This is a genomic window from Sphingopyxis sp. (genome assembly GCF_050725655.1).
In the GTDB taxonomy this organism is placed as follows: domain Bacteria; phylum Pseudomonadota; class Alphaproteobacteria; order Sphingomonadales; family Sphingomonadaceae; genus Sphingopyxis.
Window position 1 is genome coordinate 61,432 of record NZ_JBOHHT010000118.1, and the last position, 19,531, is coordinate 80,962.

General features: G+C 63.5%; 15 protein-coding genes. 5 read left to right on the forward strand and 10 right to left on the reverse strand.

Annotation, left to right across the window (positions count from 1 at the left end):
- Positions 1-120: 120 nt before the first annotated feature.
- Genes ACREBX_RS18615 through ACREBX_RS18625 form a run of 3 tightly spaced genes read right to left on the reverse strand, consistent with a single transcriptional unit; the run spans position 121 to position 3,203 of the window.
- Positions 121-738 carry a 2-dehydro-3-deoxy-6-phosphogalactonate aldolase gene (locus ACREBX_RS18615; protein WP_431563225.1) on the reverse strand — a complete coding sequence of 206 codons (618 nt, stop codon included), beginning with the start codon at positions 736-738 and terminating at the stop codon, positions 121-123.
- Complete coding sequence (locus ACREBX_RS18620; RefSeq protein ID WP_431563226.1) at positions 735-1,607, reverse strand: 2-dehydro-3-deoxygalactonokinase; 873 nt, start codon at positions 1,605-1,607, stop codon at positions 735-737. The genes ACREBX_RS18615 and ACREBX_RS18620 overlap by 4 nt, the downstream gene beginning before the upstream one ends.
- 12 nt (positions 1,608-1,619) lie before the next feature.
- Positions 1,620-3,203: a sodium/sugar symporter gene (locus tag ACREBX_RS18625; protein ID WP_431563227.1), complete on the reverse strand. Its 1,584-nt coding sequence runs from the start codon at positions 3,201-3,203 to the stop codon at positions 1,620-1,622.
- A gap of 207 nt (positions 3,204-3,410) precedes the next feature.
- Here ACREBX_RS18625 and ACREBX_RS18630 point away from each other — a divergent pair, with 207 nt between their 5' ends.
- Positions 3,411-4,142: a FadR/GntR family transcriptional regulator gene (locus tag ACREBX_RS18630; protein ID WP_431563228.1), complete on the forward strand. Its 732-nt coding sequence runs from the start codon at positions 3,411-3,413 to the stop codon at positions 4,140-4,142.
- 110 nt (positions 4,143-4,252) lie between these two features.
- Here the strand turns inward: ACREBX_RS18630 and ACREBX_RS18635 are convergent, their stop codons facing one another.
- The 6 genes from ACREBX_RS18635 to ACREBX_RS18660 all read right to left on the reverse strand — a co-directional run bounded on the left by ACREBX_RS18635 (position 4,253) and on the right by ACREBX_RS18660 (position 13,101).
- Positions 4,253-6,967 (reverse strand): TonB-dependent receptor, encoded by a 2,715-nt coding sequence (locus tag ACREBX_RS18635; protein ID WP_431563229.1) that lies wholly within the window; start codon positions 6,965-6,967, stop codon positions 4,253-4,255.
- A 115-nt stretch (positions 6,968-7,082) separates the two neighbouring features.
- A complete protein-coding gene (locus ACREBX_RS18640) occupies positions 7,083-8,213 on the reverse strand; it encodes an endo-1,4-beta-xylanase (protein WP_431563230.1) in 1,131 nt (376 codons plus the stop codon).
- Position 8,214: 1 nt separating this feature from the next.
- Positions 8,215-9,360, reverse strand: a complete 1,146-nt coding sequence (locus tag ACREBX_RS18645; protein WP_431563231.1) for an aldose epimerase family protein — start codon at positions 9,358-9,360, stop codon at positions 8,215-8,217.
- 66 nt (positions 9,361-9,426) lie between these two features.
- Positions 9,427-10,287 (reverse strand): SMP-30/gluconolactonase/LRE family protein, encoded by an 861-nt coding sequence (locus tag ACREBX_RS18650; RefSeq protein WP_431563232.1) that lies wholly within the window; start codon positions 10,285-10,287, stop codon positions 9,427-9,429.
- Positions 10,284-12,014: an IlvD/Edd family dehydratase gene (locus tag ACREBX_RS18655; protein ID WP_431563239.1), complete on the reverse strand. Its 1,731-nt coding sequence runs from the start codon at positions 12,012-12,014 to the stop codon at positions 10,284-10,286. Before ACREBX_RS18655 ends, ACREBX_RS18650 begins: the two co-directional genes overlap by 4 nt.
- Positions 12,015-12,123: 109 nt before the next feature.
- Positions 12,124-13,101, reverse strand: coding sequence for a glycosyl hydrolase family 43 (locus ACREBX_RS18660; RefSeq protein WP_431563240.1), 978 nt, complete (start codon positions 13,099-13,101; stop codon positions 12,124-12,126).
- Between the two features lie 136 nt (positions 13,102-13,237).
- Here ACREBX_RS18660 and ACREBX_RS18665 point away from each other — a divergent pair, with 136 nt between their 5' ends.
- Positions 13,238-14,200, forward strand: coding sequence for a Gfo/Idh/MocA family protein (locus ACREBX_RS18665; RefSeq protein ID WP_431563233.1), 963 nt, complete (start codon positions 13,238-13,240; stop codon positions 14,198-14,200).
- A gap of 24 nt (positions 14,201-14,224) precedes the next feature.
- On the opposite strand, the gene ACREBX_RS18670 is transcribed toward ACREBX_RS18665, so the two are convergent.
- On the reverse strand, positions 14,225-15,292 hold the full coding sequence (locus ACREBX_RS18670) for a glycoside hydrolase family 43 protein (RefSeq protein WP_431563234.1): 1,068 nt from the start codon (positions 15,290-15,292) through the stop codon (positions 14,225-14,227).
- A gap of 246 nt (positions 15,293-15,538) precedes the next feature.
- Here ACREBX_RS18670 and ACREBX_RS18675 point away from each other — a divergent pair, with 246 nt between their 5' ends.
- The 3 genes from ACREBX_RS18675 to ACREBX_RS18685 all read left to right on the forward strand — a co-directional run.
- Positions 15,539-16,312, forward strand: coding sequence for a FadR/GntR family transcriptional regulator (locus ACREBX_RS18675; RefSeq protein WP_431563235.1), 774 nt, complete (start codon positions 15,539-15,541; stop codon positions 16,310-16,312).
- 111 nt (positions 16,313-16,423) lie between these two features.
- Positions 16,424-19,204, forward strand: coding sequence for a TonB-dependent receptor (locus ACREBX_RS18680; protein WP_431563236.1), 2,781 nt, complete (start codon positions 16,424-16,426; stop codon positions 19,202-19,204).
- Positions 19,205-19,247: 43 nt separating this feature from the next.
- The coding region (locus ACREBX_RS18685) for a hypothetical protein (protein WP_431563237.1) at positions 19,248-19,531 on the forward strand (284 nt) is incomplete at its 3' end.

A 19,531-nucleotide genomic window follows, 5' to 3' on the forward strand; every position in this document is an offset into this window, starting at 1 on the left:
TCATCGCACGGCCAAGGGGAGATGAAGGGCAACGCGATGCCGTGCAATTTGGGTCATTCACTTGTCGCGCGGCTGTTTGAGGACAAGGCGCCCGATCGGCGCCGAAGCGACAACTAAAGCCTAACGGCGCGCCAAGACGAAATCGTCGGCATGCCGTTTCAGATCGCCGAGCGCGATCCCGGGGCGATAGAGCGCGCCGCCCAGCCCGAAGCCCGTCGCCCCCGAAGCGCTCCAAAGCGCCAATTTATCGGGGGTGATGCCGCCCGTGACGATCACCGGGACGCCAGTAGGCAAGACGGTTTTCAACGCTTTCAAGATATGGGGAGACGAGGCTTCGGCCGGGAAATATTTCAGCGCCGTCGCGCCGGCCGCATGCGCGGCGAACGCCTCCGACGGGGTCAGGAAGCCCGGGACCGACGCGAGGCCCGCTTCCACCGTCGCGGCAATGACGGCGGCGTCGGTGTTAGGTGACACGACAAGCCGCCCGCCCGCCGCGGCGACGTCGGCCACCTGCTTACAAGACAATACCGTCCCCGCGCCGACCACCGCCCGATCGCCGACCGTGCCGGCCAGAATTGCGATACTGCGCAGTGGGTCGGGCGAATTCAGCGGGACTTCGATGAGGGTAAAACCCGAATCGACGAGCACCTCGCCCGCCGCCGCCGCCTCTTCCGGCCGGATACCCCTGAGAATGGCGATAAGCGGGCATTGCGCCAGCGCCGCGGCGAAATCCATCATAACTCCTTCCAGATTCGGGTGATGCCGGCGACAAAGGCGGCATGGCTGTCGACAAGGATCGCCGAGCCGCCGAGTTCCTCGATCGCGCAGCGGTAAAGCCCGCCAAGATGGGCGTCGGCAAGCACATGCACCGGCTCCGAAGGATCGGCGAGGCGCGCGCGGACGTCGCTGCCGATGAGCAATCCGCTGGTAAAGGACGCGCTTTGTTCGAGTGGCAGCGATCCGAGCAGGCGCGCCGCGCGAACCGAGAAGAGCAGCGACAGCAGATCCTGCGCCTGCGCCCGGCGAACGCCCGACAGAAACCCCTCGTTCGGTCCGACATCGCCGTCAAGAAGATCGGCAAGCAGACTGTGCTGCTTGAGCAGCGCAAACAGTTCGCCGGTCATCGTCGTGGTAAAATCGACGAGACGCCCGCCCGCGACCCGCGCCCATTTGCAATGGGTGCCGGGCTGGCAGAGCATCGCCTCGTCGGGCACCAGCCCCGCCTCGAGCGCGCCGAGAAACTGCACTTCTTCGCCGCGCATCACGTCGGCGCGCCGATCGTCGAGGCGGCACACGCCTGGGACGATCGCGGTGCGCCGCGCCTCGATCCATTGCGTGCCGCGCGCGATGGCGGCGAAGTCGGCGGGCGCCGGCACATAGGGAATTTCGTGCCAGCCGCGTTTCGATCCGACCATGCCGGCGCACAGCATGGGCGCATCGCCAAAGCGCGCGCGGATGTTCGCCGCCTCGGCATCGAAACAGCCCGGCGCAATCGCCAGAACGCCGCGGTCGTCACGCTCGGTTTCGATCACTGCACCGCCCGCATCGATGCTGTATACGCGGCGGTTGGTGGTGCCCCAGTCTACGGCGAGAAAATGTCCGTCCATGCGTCGTCCGACCTACCACCAGGTCGCGTAGAGCGCGATCAGTATCGCGATCACCGCGCCGCTTGCCACGTTGAAACTGGTTGTGGTGCGAAAACTAACGCCTTCGGCAGTGATGCGGTCCTTGTCGGCGGTGGCGGGCATCAGCAGCGACAGGCAGACCGCCAGCGCGAGCGCGATCAGGAACACGATCCCCATGCGATCCATGAACGGGATCGAAGGCGCGAGCACCTTGAAGAGATAGGAGAAACCGACCGACGCCACCGCCGCGGCGATCGCGCCCGCTTCGCTCGCGCGTTTCCAGAACAGGCCGAGCAGGAAGATCACCGTGATGCCGGGGGTGAAGAAGCCCGAAAACTCCTGGATGAACTGGAATGCCTGGTCGGAACCGCCGAGCAAGGGGCGCGCCGTGATCAGTGCGAGCAGCGTCGCGACCACGGCGACGACGCGCCCGACAAGCACCAGCTTCTTCTCGCTTGCCTCGGTCCGCTCGCCTGCATGCGCGGGCGAGAATTTGGCATAGAGATCGAGCGTGAAGATCGTCGCGATCGAATTGATCTTCGAGGCGGTCGACGCCACCACCGCGGCCATCAGCGCCGCAAAGACAAGACCCAATATGCCGGCGGGCAGCAGCCGCATCATGGTCGGATAGGCTTCGTCGGGTTTCGCGAGGTCGGGCGCAAGCATCATCGCGGCGATCCCCGGCAGCACGACGATCACCGGCATCAGCAGTTTGAGAAAGGCCGCGAACACGATGCCCTTTTGCGCCTCTGCCAGGCTCTTCGCGGCGAGCGCGCGCTGGATGATATATTGGTTGAACCCCCAATAGGAGAGGTTCGCGATCCACATGCCACCGATCAGCACCGAGATGCCGGGCAGATCCTTGTAAAAGACATTGTCGGACGACAGGATCATGTCGAAGTGCCCAGGCAGTTCGCTGGTCAGGCGGCTGAAGCCGCCGACAATGCCCGCGTCGCCACCGATTTCGCTGAGCGTGATTCCCGAGATGAGCAAGCCGCCGAGAACGAGCAAAGTGACCTGGACGATGTCGGTGAGAGCGACCGCCTTCAGCCCGCCGTAGAGCTGATAGAGAAGCGCGAAGCCGCCCAGCGCGAACAGCGCGACATCCTGATCGACCCCCGCCACCTTGTTGACCGCGATCGAACCGAGCCAGACGATCGATGTGAGGTTCACGAAGATGTAGAGCGCGAGCCAGAAGATCGCCATCAGCGTGCGGATATTGGTGCCGTAGCGCTGTTCGAGGAACTGCGGCATCGTGAAGATCTCGTTGCGGATGAAGATCGGCAGGAAATATTTGCCGACGATCAGCAGCGTGAGCGCCGCCATCCATTCATAGGAGGCGATCGCGAGACCGATCGCATAGCCCGATCCCGACATGCCGACGATCTGCTCGGCCGAAATATTAGCGGCGATCAGCGATGCGCCGATCGCCCACCAGGGCAGATTCTTCGACGCGAGGAAATAGTCGGCGCTGTCCTTGGACTTGCCCCCCTTTTCGCGGCTGACCCATTGTGCGAGCCCGAAAATCCCGATCGCATAAGCGACGATCACCGTCACATCGAGCGTCGTCAGCGTCATCTTAGGCTTCCCCTTCCCTCGCGGTTTTCCGCAACCGCGCAAAAAAGAGCGGCCGTTTATTTATACGATTTATAGGACTTTATATTTATATGATCTATGCCACTTGTCTAGAGCCTAGCTGCGGGCGATACGAAGCGCGAGTGAACCGCGCGCGGCAGGGTGCCGTAAAGTGCCTGATCTGGCACAGCGGACAAGAGAGGGAAGAGCGTGCAACCAGGTGATCCGGCGGAACTGCGAACCCGATTGGGACGCAACCTGACCTATGGCCTGCTCGATTCGCTGGGCCGCGCGATCGTCATCGGCGCTTACGAAGACCAGCCCTTTCCGACCGAGGCGGAACTGGCGAAGCAGCATGGCGTCAGCCGGCAGGTGACGCGCGAGGCGGTAAAGATGCTGACCGCCAAGGGCCTGCTCAGCGCGCGCCCGCGCCAGGGGACGATCGTCCAGCCATCCACCACTTGGAACCTGTTCGACACGGACGTCCTGCGCTGGCTGCTTGAGCGCAAATTTTCGGTCGATCTGCTGCGCCAGTTCAATCAGTTGCGCGTCGCGATCGAACCCGAGGCTGCGGCGCTCGCCGCCGCCAATGCGAGCGATGCCGAGCTCGAGCCGATCCTCGCCGGACTCCGGCGGATGGAAGCGGCGGAGCGCGGACTCGATGATACGCTCGACGCCGACATCGCCTTTCATGTCGCCATCCTGCGCGCGTCGGGCAACCCCTTCTTCGTCCAGTTCCGCGATGTCGTGACCACCGCCTTGCGCAGTTCGATCCGCTTTACCAATCGTATCAAGGGCCGTTCGGCGAGTGTCGCGGACCATGCTGCGGTCAGCGAGGCTATCGTACGCCGCAATCCCGACCGCGCGCGCAAGGCGATGAAGAAGATCATCGGCGACGTCCTTGACCTGATCGAAACGAGCGACAACCCGGCCGAGAGTTAGCGCGCGGCGCAGCCTCGGTCAGCCCGTAGGTGGCATCGGCCTCTATTCGGATAGCTCGGCCGGGAGTCGCGATCACTGCGACGCCCGACCTGCCGAACGCGAGAGACAGCTTAGAAGCGCGCGCGGAGGCTGGCCCCATAGAAGCTGTCGTCGACCCGAATGTCGTGCGGGAAGCTCGGCGTGTGGAAATAGCTGTGATATTTGCTGCGCAGGACGTTCACCCCGTCGACGCTGAGCGCCAGATTCTCGTTGATGTCATAGCTGACCGAAAAATCGAGCCGGCCGTTCGCCTTGACGCGGTTGAACTTCGCGCCGTCGCCCGGCACCAGCAAACCGCCGCCGAACAGGCCCTCGTTGAACTTGCCGCGCCAGGTGTAAACGACGCGCGCAGTGAAGCCGTATTTTTCGTACAAGCCGCCGATGTTGTAGCTGTATTTCGACACGCCGAGCAGCGGTTCGCCGACGAGCGGATCGGTCGGGGTCTTGATCTTGCTGTCGGCGATGGTGAAGTTTCCGAACATGCCGAGGCCGTCGAGCCCTTCGGGCAGGAAATCGAAGAAGACCTGGCCGCTGACCTCGACACCCTTCAGTTGCGCCCCGCCCAGGTTGCGCGGACGTGAGATATTATAGGTGATGCCGTCGATGACCTCGGGCTCGACGCCGATCGCGACGCGGTTCTTGATCTCGCGATAATAGACGGCGGCCGACACATAACTCGACGGGCCGAAATAATATTCCGCCGTGGCATCCCACGCGTCCGATTTCTGCGAACGCAGGTCGGGGTTGCCGCCGCTGCCGTTGGGGCGGATGTTGGCGTTGTTCGGCACCTCATAAAACAGGCCCGGATTGAGATCGCCGAACGTCGGACGCGACAGCGTGCGCGCATAGCTGGCGCGGAGCTGCAATTCGGGCGAAAGCTTCAGCCGGATGCTCGCGTTGGGCAGGAAATCGGTTTCGCTGGTCGACCGCCGCACCGGGGTCAGCACGCCGCTGACCCGGCCCGTTCCTTGCAGGTCGCGGTCGTTGGTCACCCAGCGCACCCCGACCAGGCCGTCGAGCAGCGCGTCGCCGCCGAGGTCGGCGGCATATTTGATCTGCGCATAGCCCGACATCGTCTTTTCGTTCGCGCGGTAGCTGCGCGACGGATCGGGCGCGGGATCGCCCGAGGGCGCACCATAGAGCTGGCGCAGGAGGTCGGTGTTTTCACGCAGGAAATCGGGATCGGGGGTGTACCAGTTCGCCCCGTTGTTGATGAACGGGATCGACGCCGGCGACAGGATCAGAAAATCCGTCGGCAGGCCGACCGAATTGACCAAGGTGACACGGTTGCCGCCGGGCGCGGCGGGGCCGCCGGCAAAGCCTTCGAACGACGCCTTGCGGTCCGCATAGCGGAAGCCGACCTGGATCTGGTCGATGAAGCTTTCGACGTCGTAGCTGAAGTCGGTCCGCCACGCCTTCAGCGAGCTTTTCGAGGTGTTAATGTCCTGGAACAAGCTGTTCGCAAAGCGGAAATCATTGGGATCGCTGAGCGGATCGCCCGTCATCACCGTCGTCCCATGCCCATTGTCGTTGATCTGGACGTTCACCGCGGGGATCGTCTTGCCAATATCGACGATGATGTTGCGCGCCTTGAACGTCGTGTCGAAATAGGAAAGATCGGTTTCGAAATGAATGCGGTCGTTATCGTACCGCATGCCGCCCGCGATCAGCCATTGGTCGGTCTTGTCGCGCTTGGCCTGCGTGCTGGTGAGGCCGGGGACATTGTTGAAGGTCGCGCTTTCGCCAAGGCACAGATTCTGGGTGGTCCCGCCATTTCTGGTCGGAAAGCCCCCGCCGTCGACCTGCGCCATGAAACATTCGTCGCCCGCCACGGCATTGGTGATGCTTTGTGCCGCGAAAATGTCGGAGAAGATGAAATTGGTCGCGAAGCGCGAGCGATAGCCGCTGTAGAGGCCGTCGACGTACAGCTCTAGTTCGGGGGTCGGTTTCCACTGGAGCGCGAGATTGGCCTGCGGGCGGCTGTAGCTGCCGGTGTCGGTCAGCCCGCCGACGCAGGTCGGCAGCACGATCCCCGCGGCGCCCGGAGGGCCGTTGCTGCCCGAGCGCGGATCGCAGTTGAACGAGATCGGCCGGTTGAAATTCTGATCCGAGTAGGAAATGTTGAGGAGCGCGCCAAATTCGCCGTCGCCGACGTTCCAGCGGCCGCTGATCAACCCGCCGACCGTATAGCTGAACTTGTCGACTTCCTTGCCATAGGTGCCGCGCCCGTTGAGCGCGACGCTGATGCCTTCCTTGAAATTGAACGGCTTTTGCAGCTTGAGGTTGATGACCCCGGCAACCCCGCCTTCGAGCAGATTGGCCGAGTTGGATTTATAGACTTCCGCCCCTGCCAACGCCTCGGCGGGCAGATCCTGAAAGGCAAAGCCGCGGCCGACGCCGGTGAAGATCTCGCGTCCGTCGAGGGTCGTCAAAATATCGCCGATGCCGCGCACAAGCGGGCTGACGACCTCGTTGTTGAAGCCGTTGACGGTCTGGATGCCGGGCACGCGCTGCAGCGCGGCGGCCACCGTCGAATCGGGGAATTTGCCGATGTCGTCGGCGACGATGACCTCGACCACCTGGTCCGAATTGCGTTTGATGTTGCGTGCGGCCTGCAGGCTGGCGCGCTGGCCGGTCACGACGATTTCGCGATCGGTCGCGGCGGTGCCTTCACTGGCCACGCTACCGGTTTCCATCTGCTCGTCCGACGTCTGCGCTGCGGCGGACGCCGACGCGAGCAGGGCCGCCATCGACGCACTCGTAAACATGAACAATCTGGCTTTCATCGGTCGTCTCCCCATAGAGCTGCCAGGTGATGCTTCACCCGATCGTGTTGATTTAAATATCTTATTTGTAATATAATTCATCGAGACACAAAAATTTGAATGTTTGGAAAAGCCGTTATTTCGTCGGCACGACGCCCTTCGGCGCGGCGGTCAGGCGCTTGATCAGGTCGACTTCCGCCTTGCGATAGGGCGTGCCGTCGCTGCGCAGAACCTCGTGGAACCAGATTGTCGGCTCATCGCCGGTGTAGGGCTTCTTCCAGCTGTCCCACGGCAACCGCGTCTGCGACTTGCCATCGACGAAGCCCCAATTGATCATCGCGACGCCATATTTCTTGCCCAGCGGCAGCGAGCCGTCGAAGGTCGATCCATTGCCGCGCGCCATATATTCGGTGCACAGCAGCGGTCGGCCATAGACTTGGAGCTGCTTGACGCGGCCTTCAAAGGTTTCGGGCCAATTATAGTCGTGGAAGGAAATGACGTCCGACTGCGCGACCTGGATCGTTTCGACCGCGTCGAGCTTTTTCATGTCCGACCAATCGTCGCCGATCCACAGCCCGCTGGTCAGCGGCTGTTTCGGCTTCGCGCTCCGCGTCCAGTCGAACACCTGACCGAGCAGGCCGGCGACCATCGCTTTCTTGTTCGGCGTCGGCTTGTAATTGCCGCCGCCATCATTGTTCGGCTCGTTCCAGACGTCCCAGGCGAGGACGCGATCATCGTTCGCGAAACGGCCGACGACGTCCTTCACATAGGCTTCCAGCTTGCCATGCTGCGACTTGTCGGCGAGCCGCGCGGCGCCCGGCGCCTGCATCCAGCCGCTGTTGTGAACGCCGGGGATCGGCGGATGCTGCGGGCCCGCAACCGGATTCGGATCCCAACAGCTGTCGAACAGCACGAACATCGGCTTGATCTTGTGCTTCGCCGCGATGGCAAGGAACTGGTCCATCCGCTGCTTCAGCCCCTCGGGATCATTTTCCCAGAGCAGATTGTGCAGATAGACGCGCATGGTGTTCATGCCCATCGCCGACGCCCAGCCGAGCTCCTTGTCGATCGTTGCGGGATCGAAGGTTTCCGCCTGCCACATCTCGAACTGGTTGATCGCGGTGGCGGGATTGTAATTGGCGCCGACGAGCCAGGGCTGCGCGTCGTACCAGCTATGCGCCTGCGCTTTGGTCCAGCGTTCGGCGGCATGCGCGGGTGATATCAGGAACAGCGCGGCGCAGACCAGCGCCATCAGCGTACGAAGCATCTCACTCTCCGAAAAAGAGGCGGTAAACCATCTTGTTTATATAGGTTTCGCCGGGAGCCAGCCGAGCGGAACCGAGTGCAGGCTGGTTCGGCGTGTCCGGAAAAATCTGGGGCTCGAGCACGATCGCATCGCCCTGGCGATAGAGTTTGCCCGCCTTGCCGACGACGCTACCGTCGAGGAAGTTGCCCGAATAGAACTGGACACCGGGCTGGTTCGACCACAGCTCGAAGCCGCGGCCCGAAACCGGCTCCTCGACCCGCGCGAGTTGGCGCAGCGCTTTCGATACCGTCTTTGCGACGACGAAATTATGATCATAACCCTTGCCGGTTACGATTTGCGGATCACTTGCGTCGCGAACCCGTTCGCCGACGGCGTGCGGCGCGGTGAAGTCAAACACCGTGCCTGCAACGGGCTGGAAAGTGCCGGTCGGGATCAGCGTCTCGTCGACCGGCGTATACGCTTGGGCGGGGATGGTGAGCACATGCCCCATCGCGCCCAGCCCCGACCCCTCGCCGGCGAGATTCCAATAGCCGTGGTTCGTGATGTTGACGATCGTCGGCTTGTCGGTCGTCGCGCGATACTCGATGCCCAGCTCGCTCTTCTCGTTAAGCGAATAGGTTGCAAGCACGGTGAGTTTACCGGGATAGCCCTGGTCGCCGTCGGGGCTGATATAGCGCAGCGTGACCGACGCCGCGTCGCCTTTCTTTACCTCGACGATCTCCCACAACACCTTGTCGAAACCCGCGGTGCCGCCATGGAGCGAGTTGCCGATGTTGTTGACCGGCGTCTGATACTGCTTGCCGTCGAGGCTGAACTCGCCCTTGGCGATGCGATTGGCGAAGCGGCCGACCGTCGCACCGAAATATTCGGATTTGGCAAGATAGCCATCGATCGTCGGATAGCCGAGCTGGACGTCGGCGACCTTGCCCTTTTTGTCGGGCATCATCAGCGCCTGGATCGCGGCACCCCAGTTGATGATCGTCGCCGAAACGCCCTTGGCATTTGTCAGCGTCACTGCCTCGACCTGCCGTCCGTCGGGCAGCTCGCCAAAAGGCTTTCGCTGGGTTTCCGCCGCGCCCGTGGGGGCAAGCGCCAGCGCCCAGCCGGCCGCCCCGATTGCGAGCGTTGCCGCAAGCTTCGCCTTCATGATGATCTCTCCCTGTTCATGGTCTATCACGCACCCTTATTTGAGTAAAGCCGTTTAATATGATAATTAACTTGCGAATTGGCGTGGGCTGAATCCCCGGACGCCGACGTCGACCTCGAACAAGGCGCCGGCGTGCGGCGACGCGGCGTCGCCCTCTGCGGCCGAAGTGACGAACAGGCGGTCGAGATCGGCGCCCGCAAAGGCACAGCTGGTGAGTCGCAACGCGGGCAGCGCGATGCTGCGATCAAGGCTGGCATCGGGCGCATAACGTTCGATGCGCCCGGCACCCCAGAGCGCGATCCACAGCCCGCCTTCGGCATCGAAGGTCATCCCGTCGGGGGTGCCGTCGCAACCCGCGAAATCGAGGAAAATGACGCGATCCCGCAGGCTGCCGTCGTCGGCGATGCGATAGCGATAGACATACCCCAGCTTGCTGTCGGTATGGAACAGATGCTCGCCCCCAGGCATCAGCGCGGGGCCGTTCGCGATCGTATAGCCGGTATCGACCCGCGTGACGCGGCGATCGGGGTCGAGCCGATAGAGGCTGCCGCTCGCGCCCTCGCAATCGAACGGCATCGTCCCCGCCCATATGCGCCCCGCATCGTCGGCCTTGGCGTCGTTCATCCGGTTCGCGGGCAGGTCGGGCTCGGGGTCGTGGAACGGCGTCACCACGAAGGGATCGAGCCGCAGTTCGGCGAAACCGCTTTGCAGCCCCGCAATGAAACCGTCGCCCGGCGCGCGCTCGATTACCCAGCCGATCGGCTCGGCGAGCGTCCAGCGGGTTATGTCCCCGCCAGCGAGGTCGAACCGATTGAGCCCGCAGCCGAGGATGTCGACCCAATAGAGCGCATTGTCGCGCGGCGACCACAAAGGCCCCTCGCCCAGCCGATCGCGCGTGTCCCGCTCGACGATGTCGAAGGCACTCAATGGCTGTCCCTCGGCAGGCCGGCATTTTGGGCGAGGCGCTGATATTTGATCGCGGCCTCCAGCGCGGCGCCGCCATCGAACTGACCGACCAGATCACGCTGGATTTCCTGCCAAGGCGTTTGCGAAGCCGGATAGGCATAGCCGCCAGCCGCCTCAAGCCGGGCGCGCCGTACCGCGAGTTCGGCGTCGTCGACCAGCATGTCTGCCGTGCGACCGACAAGATCGACACGGATGATGTCGCCGGTCGCCAGCAGCGCGAGACCGCCGCCCGCCGCCGCCTCGGGCGATGCGTTGAGGATCGAGGGACTGCCCGACGTACCCGACTGCCGCCCGTCGCCGATGCAGGGCAAGGTACGGATCCCCCGCTTGATGAGCGCGACGGGGGGCTGCATGTTCACGACTTCGGCCCCGCCCGGATAGCCGATCGGCCCGGTGCCGCGGATGACCAGAATGCAATCCTCGTCGATGCCGAGCGCCGGATCGTCGATGCGCGCGTGATAATCTTCGGGACCGTCAAAAACGATCGCACGGCCTTCGAAGACATTCGGCTGATCGGGGTTCGACAGGTAACGGGCGCGGAAGGCGTCGGAGATCACGCTCGCCTTCATCACCGCCGAATCGAACAGATTGCCGCGCAGCACCATCAACCCCGCATCCTCGCGAAGCGGCGACGCAAAGGGCCTGATCACCGCCGCATCCTGCGTCACGGCTTCGGCGCAGTTCTCGGCAAGCGTGCGGCCGTTGGCCGTCAGCGTCCCGCCGTCGAGCAACCCCTGGCGCAGCAGCTCGCCGATCACCGCCGGAACGCCGCCGGCGCGGTAGAAATCCTCGCCAAGATATTCGCCCGCGGGCTGCAGGTTGACGAGCAGGGGAACACCCTCGCCTTCGCGCTGCCAGTCGTCCATCGTCAACTCGACCCCGATATGCCGCGCGATCGCGTTGAGATGGATCGGCGCATTCGTCGAGCCGCCGAGCGCGGCATTGACCTTGATCGCATTGAGAAACGCGGCGCGGGTCAGGATGTCGGAGGGCTTGCGATCGGCATGGACCATCTCGACGATCGTGCGGCCGGTCTGCCACGCGCATTCCTGGCGGTCGCGATAGGGCGCGGGGATCGCCGCCGATCCCGGCAACGCCATGCCCAGCGCCTCGGCCAGGCTGTTCATCGTCGTCGCGGTGCCCATCGTATTGCAATAGCCGGTCGAAGGCGCCGAGGAGGCGACGAGTTCGACAAAGCCCTTATAATCGATCTCGCCCGCCGCGAGCATCTCGCGCGCTTTCCACACGATCGTGCCCGACCCGGTACGCTGTCCCTTGTACCAGCCGTTAATCATCGGCCCCACCGACAGAGCGGCCGCGGGGATATTCACCGTCGCCGCGGCCATCAGGCACGCCGGGGTCGTCTTGTCGCAGCCGATGGTGAGGACGACGCCGTCGAGCGGATAACCATAGAGCGTCTCGACGAGACCGAGATAGGCGAGGTTGCGGTCGAGCCCGGCCGTCGGCCGCTTGCCCGTTTCCTGAATGGGGTGCACCGGAAATTCGATCGGGATGCCGCCCGCGTCGCGGATCCCCTGCTTCACCCGATCGGCGAGAATGAGGTGGTGGCGATTGCACGGCACAAGATCGCTGCCCGTCTGCGCGATCCCGATGATCGGACGGTTCGACTGCAACTCCTCGAGCGACAGACCATAGTTCAGATAGCGCTCGACATAGAGCGCGGTCATGTCGGGATTATCGGGATTGTCGAACCATGATCGCGACCTCAGGGCCGGCCGCTTCGATCCGCCATCTTGCTTGTCGTCCGTCACATTATTTCCTGACTTGCACTCAATGTCATTTGAAGGCCGCGACCAGCCGGTCATACTGCGCCTTGCTGATCTCGATCATCGATCCGTGCCGCGCGCCGGCGGGCACCGCGTAGCGATTCCATTCGGTCACGCCGCTGTTGCCCGACATCTGGAACCACGGCCCCTCGAGCCGCGGCGCCTTCGAAAGGCCATAGCTGGTGCCCGCATATTGCTCGTAATAGAGCAGCCAGTCGGCACCGTTCGGCGCGCGAACGATCGTCGGCGCCTCGCGGAAATTGGGGCTGAGCGACGGGCCGGGGGTCGGATAGGGGCCAGTCATTTCCTTCGCGCAGGTGATGCGGACGGTCTTGCCCGTCGTCCAGGCATAGGAAGGGTAACGCTCGTCCTTCAGGATCGCGCAATAGCCGCCCTCCGGGTTCGGCTGGATCACCGTGTCGATCGTCGCCATTTCCCATTCGAACAGGCGCCGCTGCGGCTCCGGAAAGCTTTTGAGGTCGAGCGACAGGACGTAAAGCGTGCGCTGACTTTCCCAATAACGCTCGGGGTCGCTCGCCGACCCCGGCACGGTCGGCGTGTGCCAGCTCAGCAGGAAGCGCTTCGACGGCTTGTCGAAATAGAGCTTCGGCGCGCCGATGCGCTGCAACGGATTGGCGAGGCCGACGGCGGACTGCAGATCGGGCTGATAGGTGCCATAGGGAGCCCAGTTCACCAGGTCGTCCGACACCCAGAAACGGATCAGCGGGTCCTCGTCGCTCTTGTTGCCGACCAGATAATGGCGCCCGTCGGCCCCCTGTGCGATCGAAGCGTGGCCGTGATAATCCTTCGACACCGGCTTTCCGCCGTTCAGCTCGGTCCAATAGAGGCCGTCGCGGCTGACCGAATAATAGAGGATGCCGTAATGACCGGTCTTCATATGCGCGAACAGATAGGCTTTGTCGGGATGGACATAGGTGTCAGGTGCCGATGCCGGCTGCGTGTTATCCTGCGCCAGGGCCGGCGCCATGAGCGCGGCGAGCGCGAAGCAAGCCATCGACAGTCTGCGAAGCGACATCATCTCTCCCCTGTTCGGGCCTGCGTCGACCCTTGCATAAGCTTCGATCTCGTATAAGCAGATATATATGATAAATAAAGAGGACGCGATGAAAGAGAGGAAAGATTTTTCGCAAGGGCGCGAAGGAGCGGAAATCCGTCTCGCGCTGGTCGGCATCGGCAAGATCGCACGCGACCGGCACCTGCCGGCGATCGCCGCCGATCCGCGCTATCGGCTGGCCGCGACGGCGAGCCGCAACGATTCGGTCGATGGCGTGCCGGGCTATCGCGACATCGACGAGCTGCTCGCCGCCAGCCTCCAACTCGACGCCGTGTCGCTGTGTACGCCGCCCGAAGGGCGCGCCGATATCGCGCGCCGCGCGATCGATGCCGGCCTGCACGTCATGCTCGAAAAGCCGCCCGGCGTGACCGCCGACGAGGTGCGCGCGCTTGCGCGCCATGCGGCGGCAAAAGGCGTCACGCTGTTCGCGTCCTGGCACTCGCGCGAAGCCGCCGCGGTCGATACCGCGCGCGACTGGCTGTCGGGCCGCTCCGTCATCGGCGGGCGGATCATGTGGAAGGAGGATATCCGCCAGTGGCATCCCGGGCAGGAGTGGATTCTGGAGCGCGCAGGCATGGGCGTCTTCGATCCCGCGATCAACGCGCTCTCGATCCTGACCCGCATCCTGCCGGCACGCTTCGACGTCGAGGCCGCCACCCTCGACATTCCGGGCAATCGGTCGGCCGCGATCGCCGCCGCCTGCACCCTGCGCAGCGCCGAAGGCTATGCGATCGAAGCCGACCTCGATTTCCTGTTCGGCGGCGCGCCACGCTGGGACATCGAAGTCGCCACCGATGCCGGGCGATTGATCCTGCGCGACGGCGGCGCCACGCTCGAGCTACCCGGTGCCGCACCGCATGGCGGCGACAATTGCGAATATCCTCGCCTCTATGGTCGTTTCCATGCGCTGGTCAAAGCCGCGGAAATCGAAGCCGACACCGCGCCGCTCGAACTCGTCGAACAGGCTTACCGCGTTGGCGAGGAGCGCGCCGCGCCGCCGTTCGCTTTCTGACCCCTGCGCAACGTCAACCTACGCTCAGCGAGCGCGCGATCCGGCGGGGACAGGCGATGGCGTTCCGGCCGCGACAGGGGCGCCGAAATCCGGCCAACCCGCAGCGGTCCATCCAAAACGCTGGATATGCGGCGCCCGTTTCGCGGTGCAGCCCATGCCCGGGCCGGGGTTGGCGTGGTAGATGATCCAGCTTTCCCGTCCATCGGGCGACCGGAAAAAGCCGTTGTGGCCGGTCGCATAGACGCCGTTGGCGCTTTTGAAGACAGGCTGCGGCGACTTGCTCCACGCGGCGGCGTCGAGCGGATCGGCGCCCGGCGGCGCACGGAGCAGCCCCAGCGAATAGTCATCCGACCAGCAGGCACTGGCCGAATAAGTCAGGAAAAGATCGCCCTTGGGGCCGAGCAGAAATTCGGGTCCCTCAACAATCTGCCGCCCGCCCAGCCTTTCCCAGACATGGTCGGGCCGCGCGATCACCGCCTCGCGCCCCTTCAGGGTCCAGGGGTTCTCCATCTCGGCAATCGCGATGGCGCTGTCGGGGCCGATATAGGGCGAATAGGCGAAATAGCGTTTGCCTCCGTGATCGAAGATGGTGCCGTCGATTCCGGCATGCGCCGTATTGACGCGGCCGCGGTCGATCCATTTCCCGCGCATCGGATCGGGGCCCGCATTTTCCAGGACAAAGACCGCGCGATGATCGTCGTCGGTGAAACCGCTGGCGGTCGCGGAATAATAGAGGAACCATTTCCCATCGATGCGATGCAGCTCGGGCGCCCATATCGAATGGGCGTTCGCCCCCTCCTTCGGCGGCGTCCAGACAGTCAACGGCTCGATCTCGCCGAGCCTGGCGACATTGTCGGTCCGCCACAACGCGATCCGGTCGCCGAGCGTATGGGTGTAATAATAATATCCGCCGACCTGCAGGATCCACGGGTCGGGGCCCGAGGGAAGCAGGGGATTGGCGAAAGTAGAGACACCCGGCTCGTCAGCCGCCGCGGGCAACGCGAAGCCGGCTATCGCCGCGATCGCAACGCTCGATACGACCGCCCGGCCAAAACGGCGTACAAGATGATTGGCCGAACCCAGAAACCGCATGCATCCCTCCTTCTCGCTCCGGTCGGTATTTATAATATAAGTGCGATCAAAATGGCAAGCCGCTGAGAGAGAGCCTACCAAATCCAAAGGCAACGGGTTGCCCTGCACGACACCCGGGTGTGGCCAATCGCCGGGCCGAACATCTTTCTAAAATGAAATGAAATTATTTAAGTTGTCATATGACTGATAATTAGTAAGGTGAGTCGGGTATGGCGCATCAAGTGCTGACAACGGGAGGATGGGCGCGTGAGGCAGGGCGGGACCGACGCTGTGCATGACGATCGGCTGGCGCTTCGCAAGCGGCGGCCGTCACTGGTCGACGCCGCTTGTGAACATATCCGCGCAAGCATTCTGTCCGGGACGCACTGGCCCGGCTCGCAGCTTCCTACCGAGGCAGAATTCGTCGACGTGCTTGGCGTGAGCCGGACCGTGGTCCGCGAAGCGATCGCCCGCCTCGCCGCCGCCGGATTGGTCGAGGCGCGACAGGGAAAGGGTCTCTTCGTCAGCGAGACCGCCCGCTATCAGGCATTCCAGATCACGCGCGAAGAGGTCGAAAATCTCAGCGACGTGATCCAGTTGCTCGAGCTGCGGCTCAGCGTCGAAACCGAGATGGCTGCGCTGGCCGCAGAACGGCGCAGCGAGGTTGATGTGATGAGCATGCGCCAGCAGCTCAAGATCCTTGGCGAGGCGGCGATCGGCCTCGAGGATTCGGTCAAGGCCGATGTCGAATTCCACAATGTCATCGCGCGGGCCAGCAAGAACACCTATTACGCCAAGCTGATCGATTTCCTGGGCGTCCGCCTGGTCCCGCCGCGCTCGCTCTATCTGCGCCAAGGGCAGAGCTATGTCGGCGCGCGTTACAAGGCGGTGATCGGCGAAGAGCATGAGGCGATCCTCGACGCCATCATCCGCCGCGATCCCGACGCCGCACGGGTGGCGGCGCGGAGCCACATGAGCAGCAGCCTCAAGCGGCACCGCGATCTCCAAGATTTCATGTCCTCCCACAGCCCGACGGGCTGAACCACACCAACATAAATGACCTGAAGGACAACTCAGGCACCGAATTGCGTCCGACTGAATTATATGATCAATCTGTTAAAATTTGTATGATGTCTTATAGGGAGAGGTCCATTGAAGATTAGTCTTCGCGCTTCCGTGGCGCTGGTCGCGCTCGTCAGCGGCGCACATATGGCACAGGCGCAGACCGCGCCGGCCGCCGAACCATCCGCCAATCCGGCGGCCGTGGATGCGGCAAGTGATGCGCAGGATGGCGAGGACATCGTCGTCACCGGTATCCGTCAAAGTCTTGCCCGCGCCGCCGAGATCAAGCGCGAGTCGACCGCCGTGGTCGATTCGATCGTCGCCGAGGATATCGGCAAGCTCCCCGACCTCACCACGGCATCGGCGCTCCAGCGCGTGCCCGGGGTGCAGGTGGTTGTCGGCGGCAACAACGAGATCGTCGGGGCCCGCATCCGCGGCCTCGACGACATCATAACCACGCTTAACGGGCGCGAGATTTTCACCGGTGTCGGTCGCGGCTTCTCGTTTCAGGATCTGCCGGCCGAAGCGCTTGCGGGAGTCGATGTCTACAAGTCCAATTCGGCCGAGCGGCTCGAAGGCGGTGTGGCGGGCGGCGTCAATATGCGCCTGCGCCGCGCGCTCGATTTCAAGGAACTGACGATCGCGGGCAGCGCGCGGGCGACCTATCTGCAGGAGGCCGGTTCGAAGAACACGCTCAATCCGGCGCTGAGCCTGCTCGTCGCCAACCGCTGGTCCGCGGGCGAGGGCGAGATCGCGGCCATGGCCAGCGTCTCCTACCAACGCAACAAATATGCCCGGCCCGTTGCCTGGAATGACTGGACGCGCGCTACCAGCGTCGGCCCCGCCGGTTCGCCCCAGAACCTGCACGCGCCCACCGGCTTCGCCGCCGCCATCGAATTCGGCCGTTATGAGCGCCCGCAGGCCAATTTCTCGCTCGAATGGGCGCCGGACACCGTCACCAAAATCTATGTCGAGGGCCTGTTCGCGGGCTATCGTGGCGACGTATTCCAGGCGCGCCCGACCTTCCGCGCCTTCACCGGCACGTCGTTCGAGGCGACTGCGGGGGATACATGCGAGGATTTCGCGGTCGGCCCGGATGGCTATTATTCGGGGAATGTGCGCAGCCCGACCAATCCGACGGGGACCGGCACGATTCGCCAGCTCTGCAACGCCACCGGCTATACGACGCGCAACCTCGAATATTACACCGCAACCGTCGCCAACAAGGCGCGCACCGACATCTATGTGATCGCCACCGGCTTCAACAAGGAGATTGGCGCGCTCATCTGGAATACCGACATCTCCTATGAATCCTCGATCAACAGGAACAACAGCTTTCGCGTCGACATCGGCAAGCGGATCGCCGAGCTGGTCCAGGTCCGCGACGTTGATCACGAGGTGCAGGCGACGATGCCGGGCAACCCCATGAACGACCCGGCCGGCCTGGCGTTCGCCAACGGCATGACCGAAGACATCAACCGCAGCCGTGGCACTTTGTGGTCGGTCATGAGCGATGCCAAATACGACTTCGACGGCGTCCTCGACTATCTTCAAGCGGGCGTTCGCGTCGCGAGGCGCAAGGCCGGGTTCGAGCAGTATCTCGGTGGCCCGCCGGCTCCGGGCGGTTCGTTCGTGACGCCGCTGGCCACCGCCGGGCTTCCCGCCGATATTCTGTCGCAGGCACCTGGGGTTCCGCAGATGAATGGCGGCGCATCCTTCCTGCAGATCGACCCCAGATATCTGATGCAGGAATCGATCAAGCGGCAGTTGCGGACGCTGTACCGCATCTCGCCGGACACGCCGGCCTTCGACCCGACGCGCGACTATGATGCGCAGGAAAAGAGCTATGCCGGTTTCCTGCAGGCGGGGTACGAATTCTCGCTCAGCGATACGATCTCGGTCGACGGCATGGTTGGCGCCCGCCTTACCCGCACCGATCGTGACATTGCGGGCTCGGGCCGCGTGACCGATCCGGCGACGAGCACGTCGCGCGTCGTGCTGGTCCAGCGCTCGACCAGCGACACCGATCTGCTGCCTAATGCCAGCGCGCGCATCGAGTTCGGCGGCGGCCTCCAGTCGCGCTTCAACTATTCGAAGACGCTTTCGCGGCCCAGCTTCGGCCAGCTCAACCCCGGCCTCAGCTATGTCGTTTCCTATGTCAGCACGATCCAGAACTCCGGATCGGGCGGCAACCCCGACCTCAGGCCGCAAAAGGCGGACAGCTTCGATGCGTCGCTCGAATATTATTTCGGCCGCAGCAACTATGTCTCGGTGGTCGGTTTCTATCGCGACATCACCGATCGCATCATCAGCGGGACCGAGGTCCGGACGATCGACGGCCTGCAATATGTGATCTCGACCCCCCGCAACCTGGGGTCCGCCAAGATCAAGGGCGTCGAAGTGGGCGGCCAGCTCTTCCTCGACTTCCTTCCCGAGGGTCTCGACGGCGCGGGCGTGATCGGGAACTTCACGGTCATCGACAGCGAGGTGACGACACCCGGCGACCGCCTTCAGGGCCTGCCGCTGCTCGGAGTATCCAAATATAATTACAACATCGGCCTGATTTACGAGAAATACGGCATCTCGGCGCGGATGATCTACACCTATCGCTCCAAATATTTCGACGGCGACATCACCAATGGCCTTTCGCTCCGGCCGGTTTCGATCCCTGTGGGACTCAACGGCATTCGCGCCGCCGGGCGGCTCGATTTCGGCCTGAATTACGATGTGACGCCGAACATCACGGTTAGCCTCGCCGGTACGAACATCACGGGCCAGAAGACGCGCAACTTCGAATCGCGCGGGGATTTCGTCCGCGAGGTGCGGAACGACGACACGACCTACTCGCTCGGCGTCCGCTTCAATTTCTGATCCCGATGACGGCCCCGCGAATGACGAAAAACAGGAGGATGGCTTGAACAGGAAACGGATTTTCACGGCGCTCGGGCTGGCAACCGCGCTGACGGCCGCCAGCTTGGCGATAGCCGGCGCGGCGCACGCGCAGGCGCCGACGACGGTACTCAACGCGTCCGGCAAGGCACTGCCCGGCGACGTGCGTGTTGCACGGACGCAGGACTCGGTGACCATCGACTGGCCGTCGGCGCAGGGGGAGCGCGCGCAGCTCGCTCTGTCGCTCGATCCCGGTAAGCCGCTGATCGAGGCGATCTCGATCGCCGGCAAGACGGTGCTCGGCGGGAT

Coding starts and splice junctions, on each gene's coding strand:
- ACREBX_RS18615 (WP_431563225.1), bottom strand. CDS start 738: ATGATGGATTTCGCCGCGGCGCTGGCGCAATGCCCGCTTATCGCCATT.
- ACREBX_RS18620 (WP_431563226.1), bottom strand. CDS start 1,607: ATGGACGGACATTTTCTCGCCGTAGACTGGGGCACCACCAACCGCCGC.
- ACREBX_RS18625 (WP_431563227.1), bottom strand. CDS start 3,203: ATGACGCTGACGACGCTCGATGTGACGGTGATCGTCGCTTATGCGATC.
- ACREBX_RS18635 (WP_431563229.1), bottom strand. CDS start 6,967: ATGAAAGCCAGATTGTTCATGTTTACGAGTGCGTCGATGGCGGCCCTG.
- ACREBX_RS18640 (WP_431563230.1), bottom strand. CDS start 8,213: ATGCTTCGTACGCTGATGGCGCTGGTCTGCGCCGCGCTGTTCCTGATA.
- ACREBX_RS18645 (WP_431563231.1), bottom strand. CDS start 9,360: ATGAAGGCGAAGCTTGCGGCAACGCTCGCAATCGGGGCGGCCGGCTGG.
- ACREBX_RS18655 (WP_431563239.1), bottom strand. CDS start 12,014: ATGACCGCGCTCTATGTCGAGCGCTATCTGAACTATGGTCTGTCGCTC.
- ACREBX_RS18660 (WP_431563240.1), bottom strand. CDS start 13,101: ATGGCGCCGGCCCTGGCGCAGGATAACACGCAGCCGGCATCGGCACCT.
- ACREBX_RS18665 (WP_431563233.1), top strand. CDS start 13,238: ATGAAAGAGAGGAAAGATTTTTCGCAAGGGCGCGAAGGAGCGGAAATC.
- ACREBX_RS18670 (WP_431563234.1), bottom strand. CDS start 15,292: ATGCGGTTTCTGGGTTCGGCCAATCATCTTGTACGCCGTTTTGGCCGG.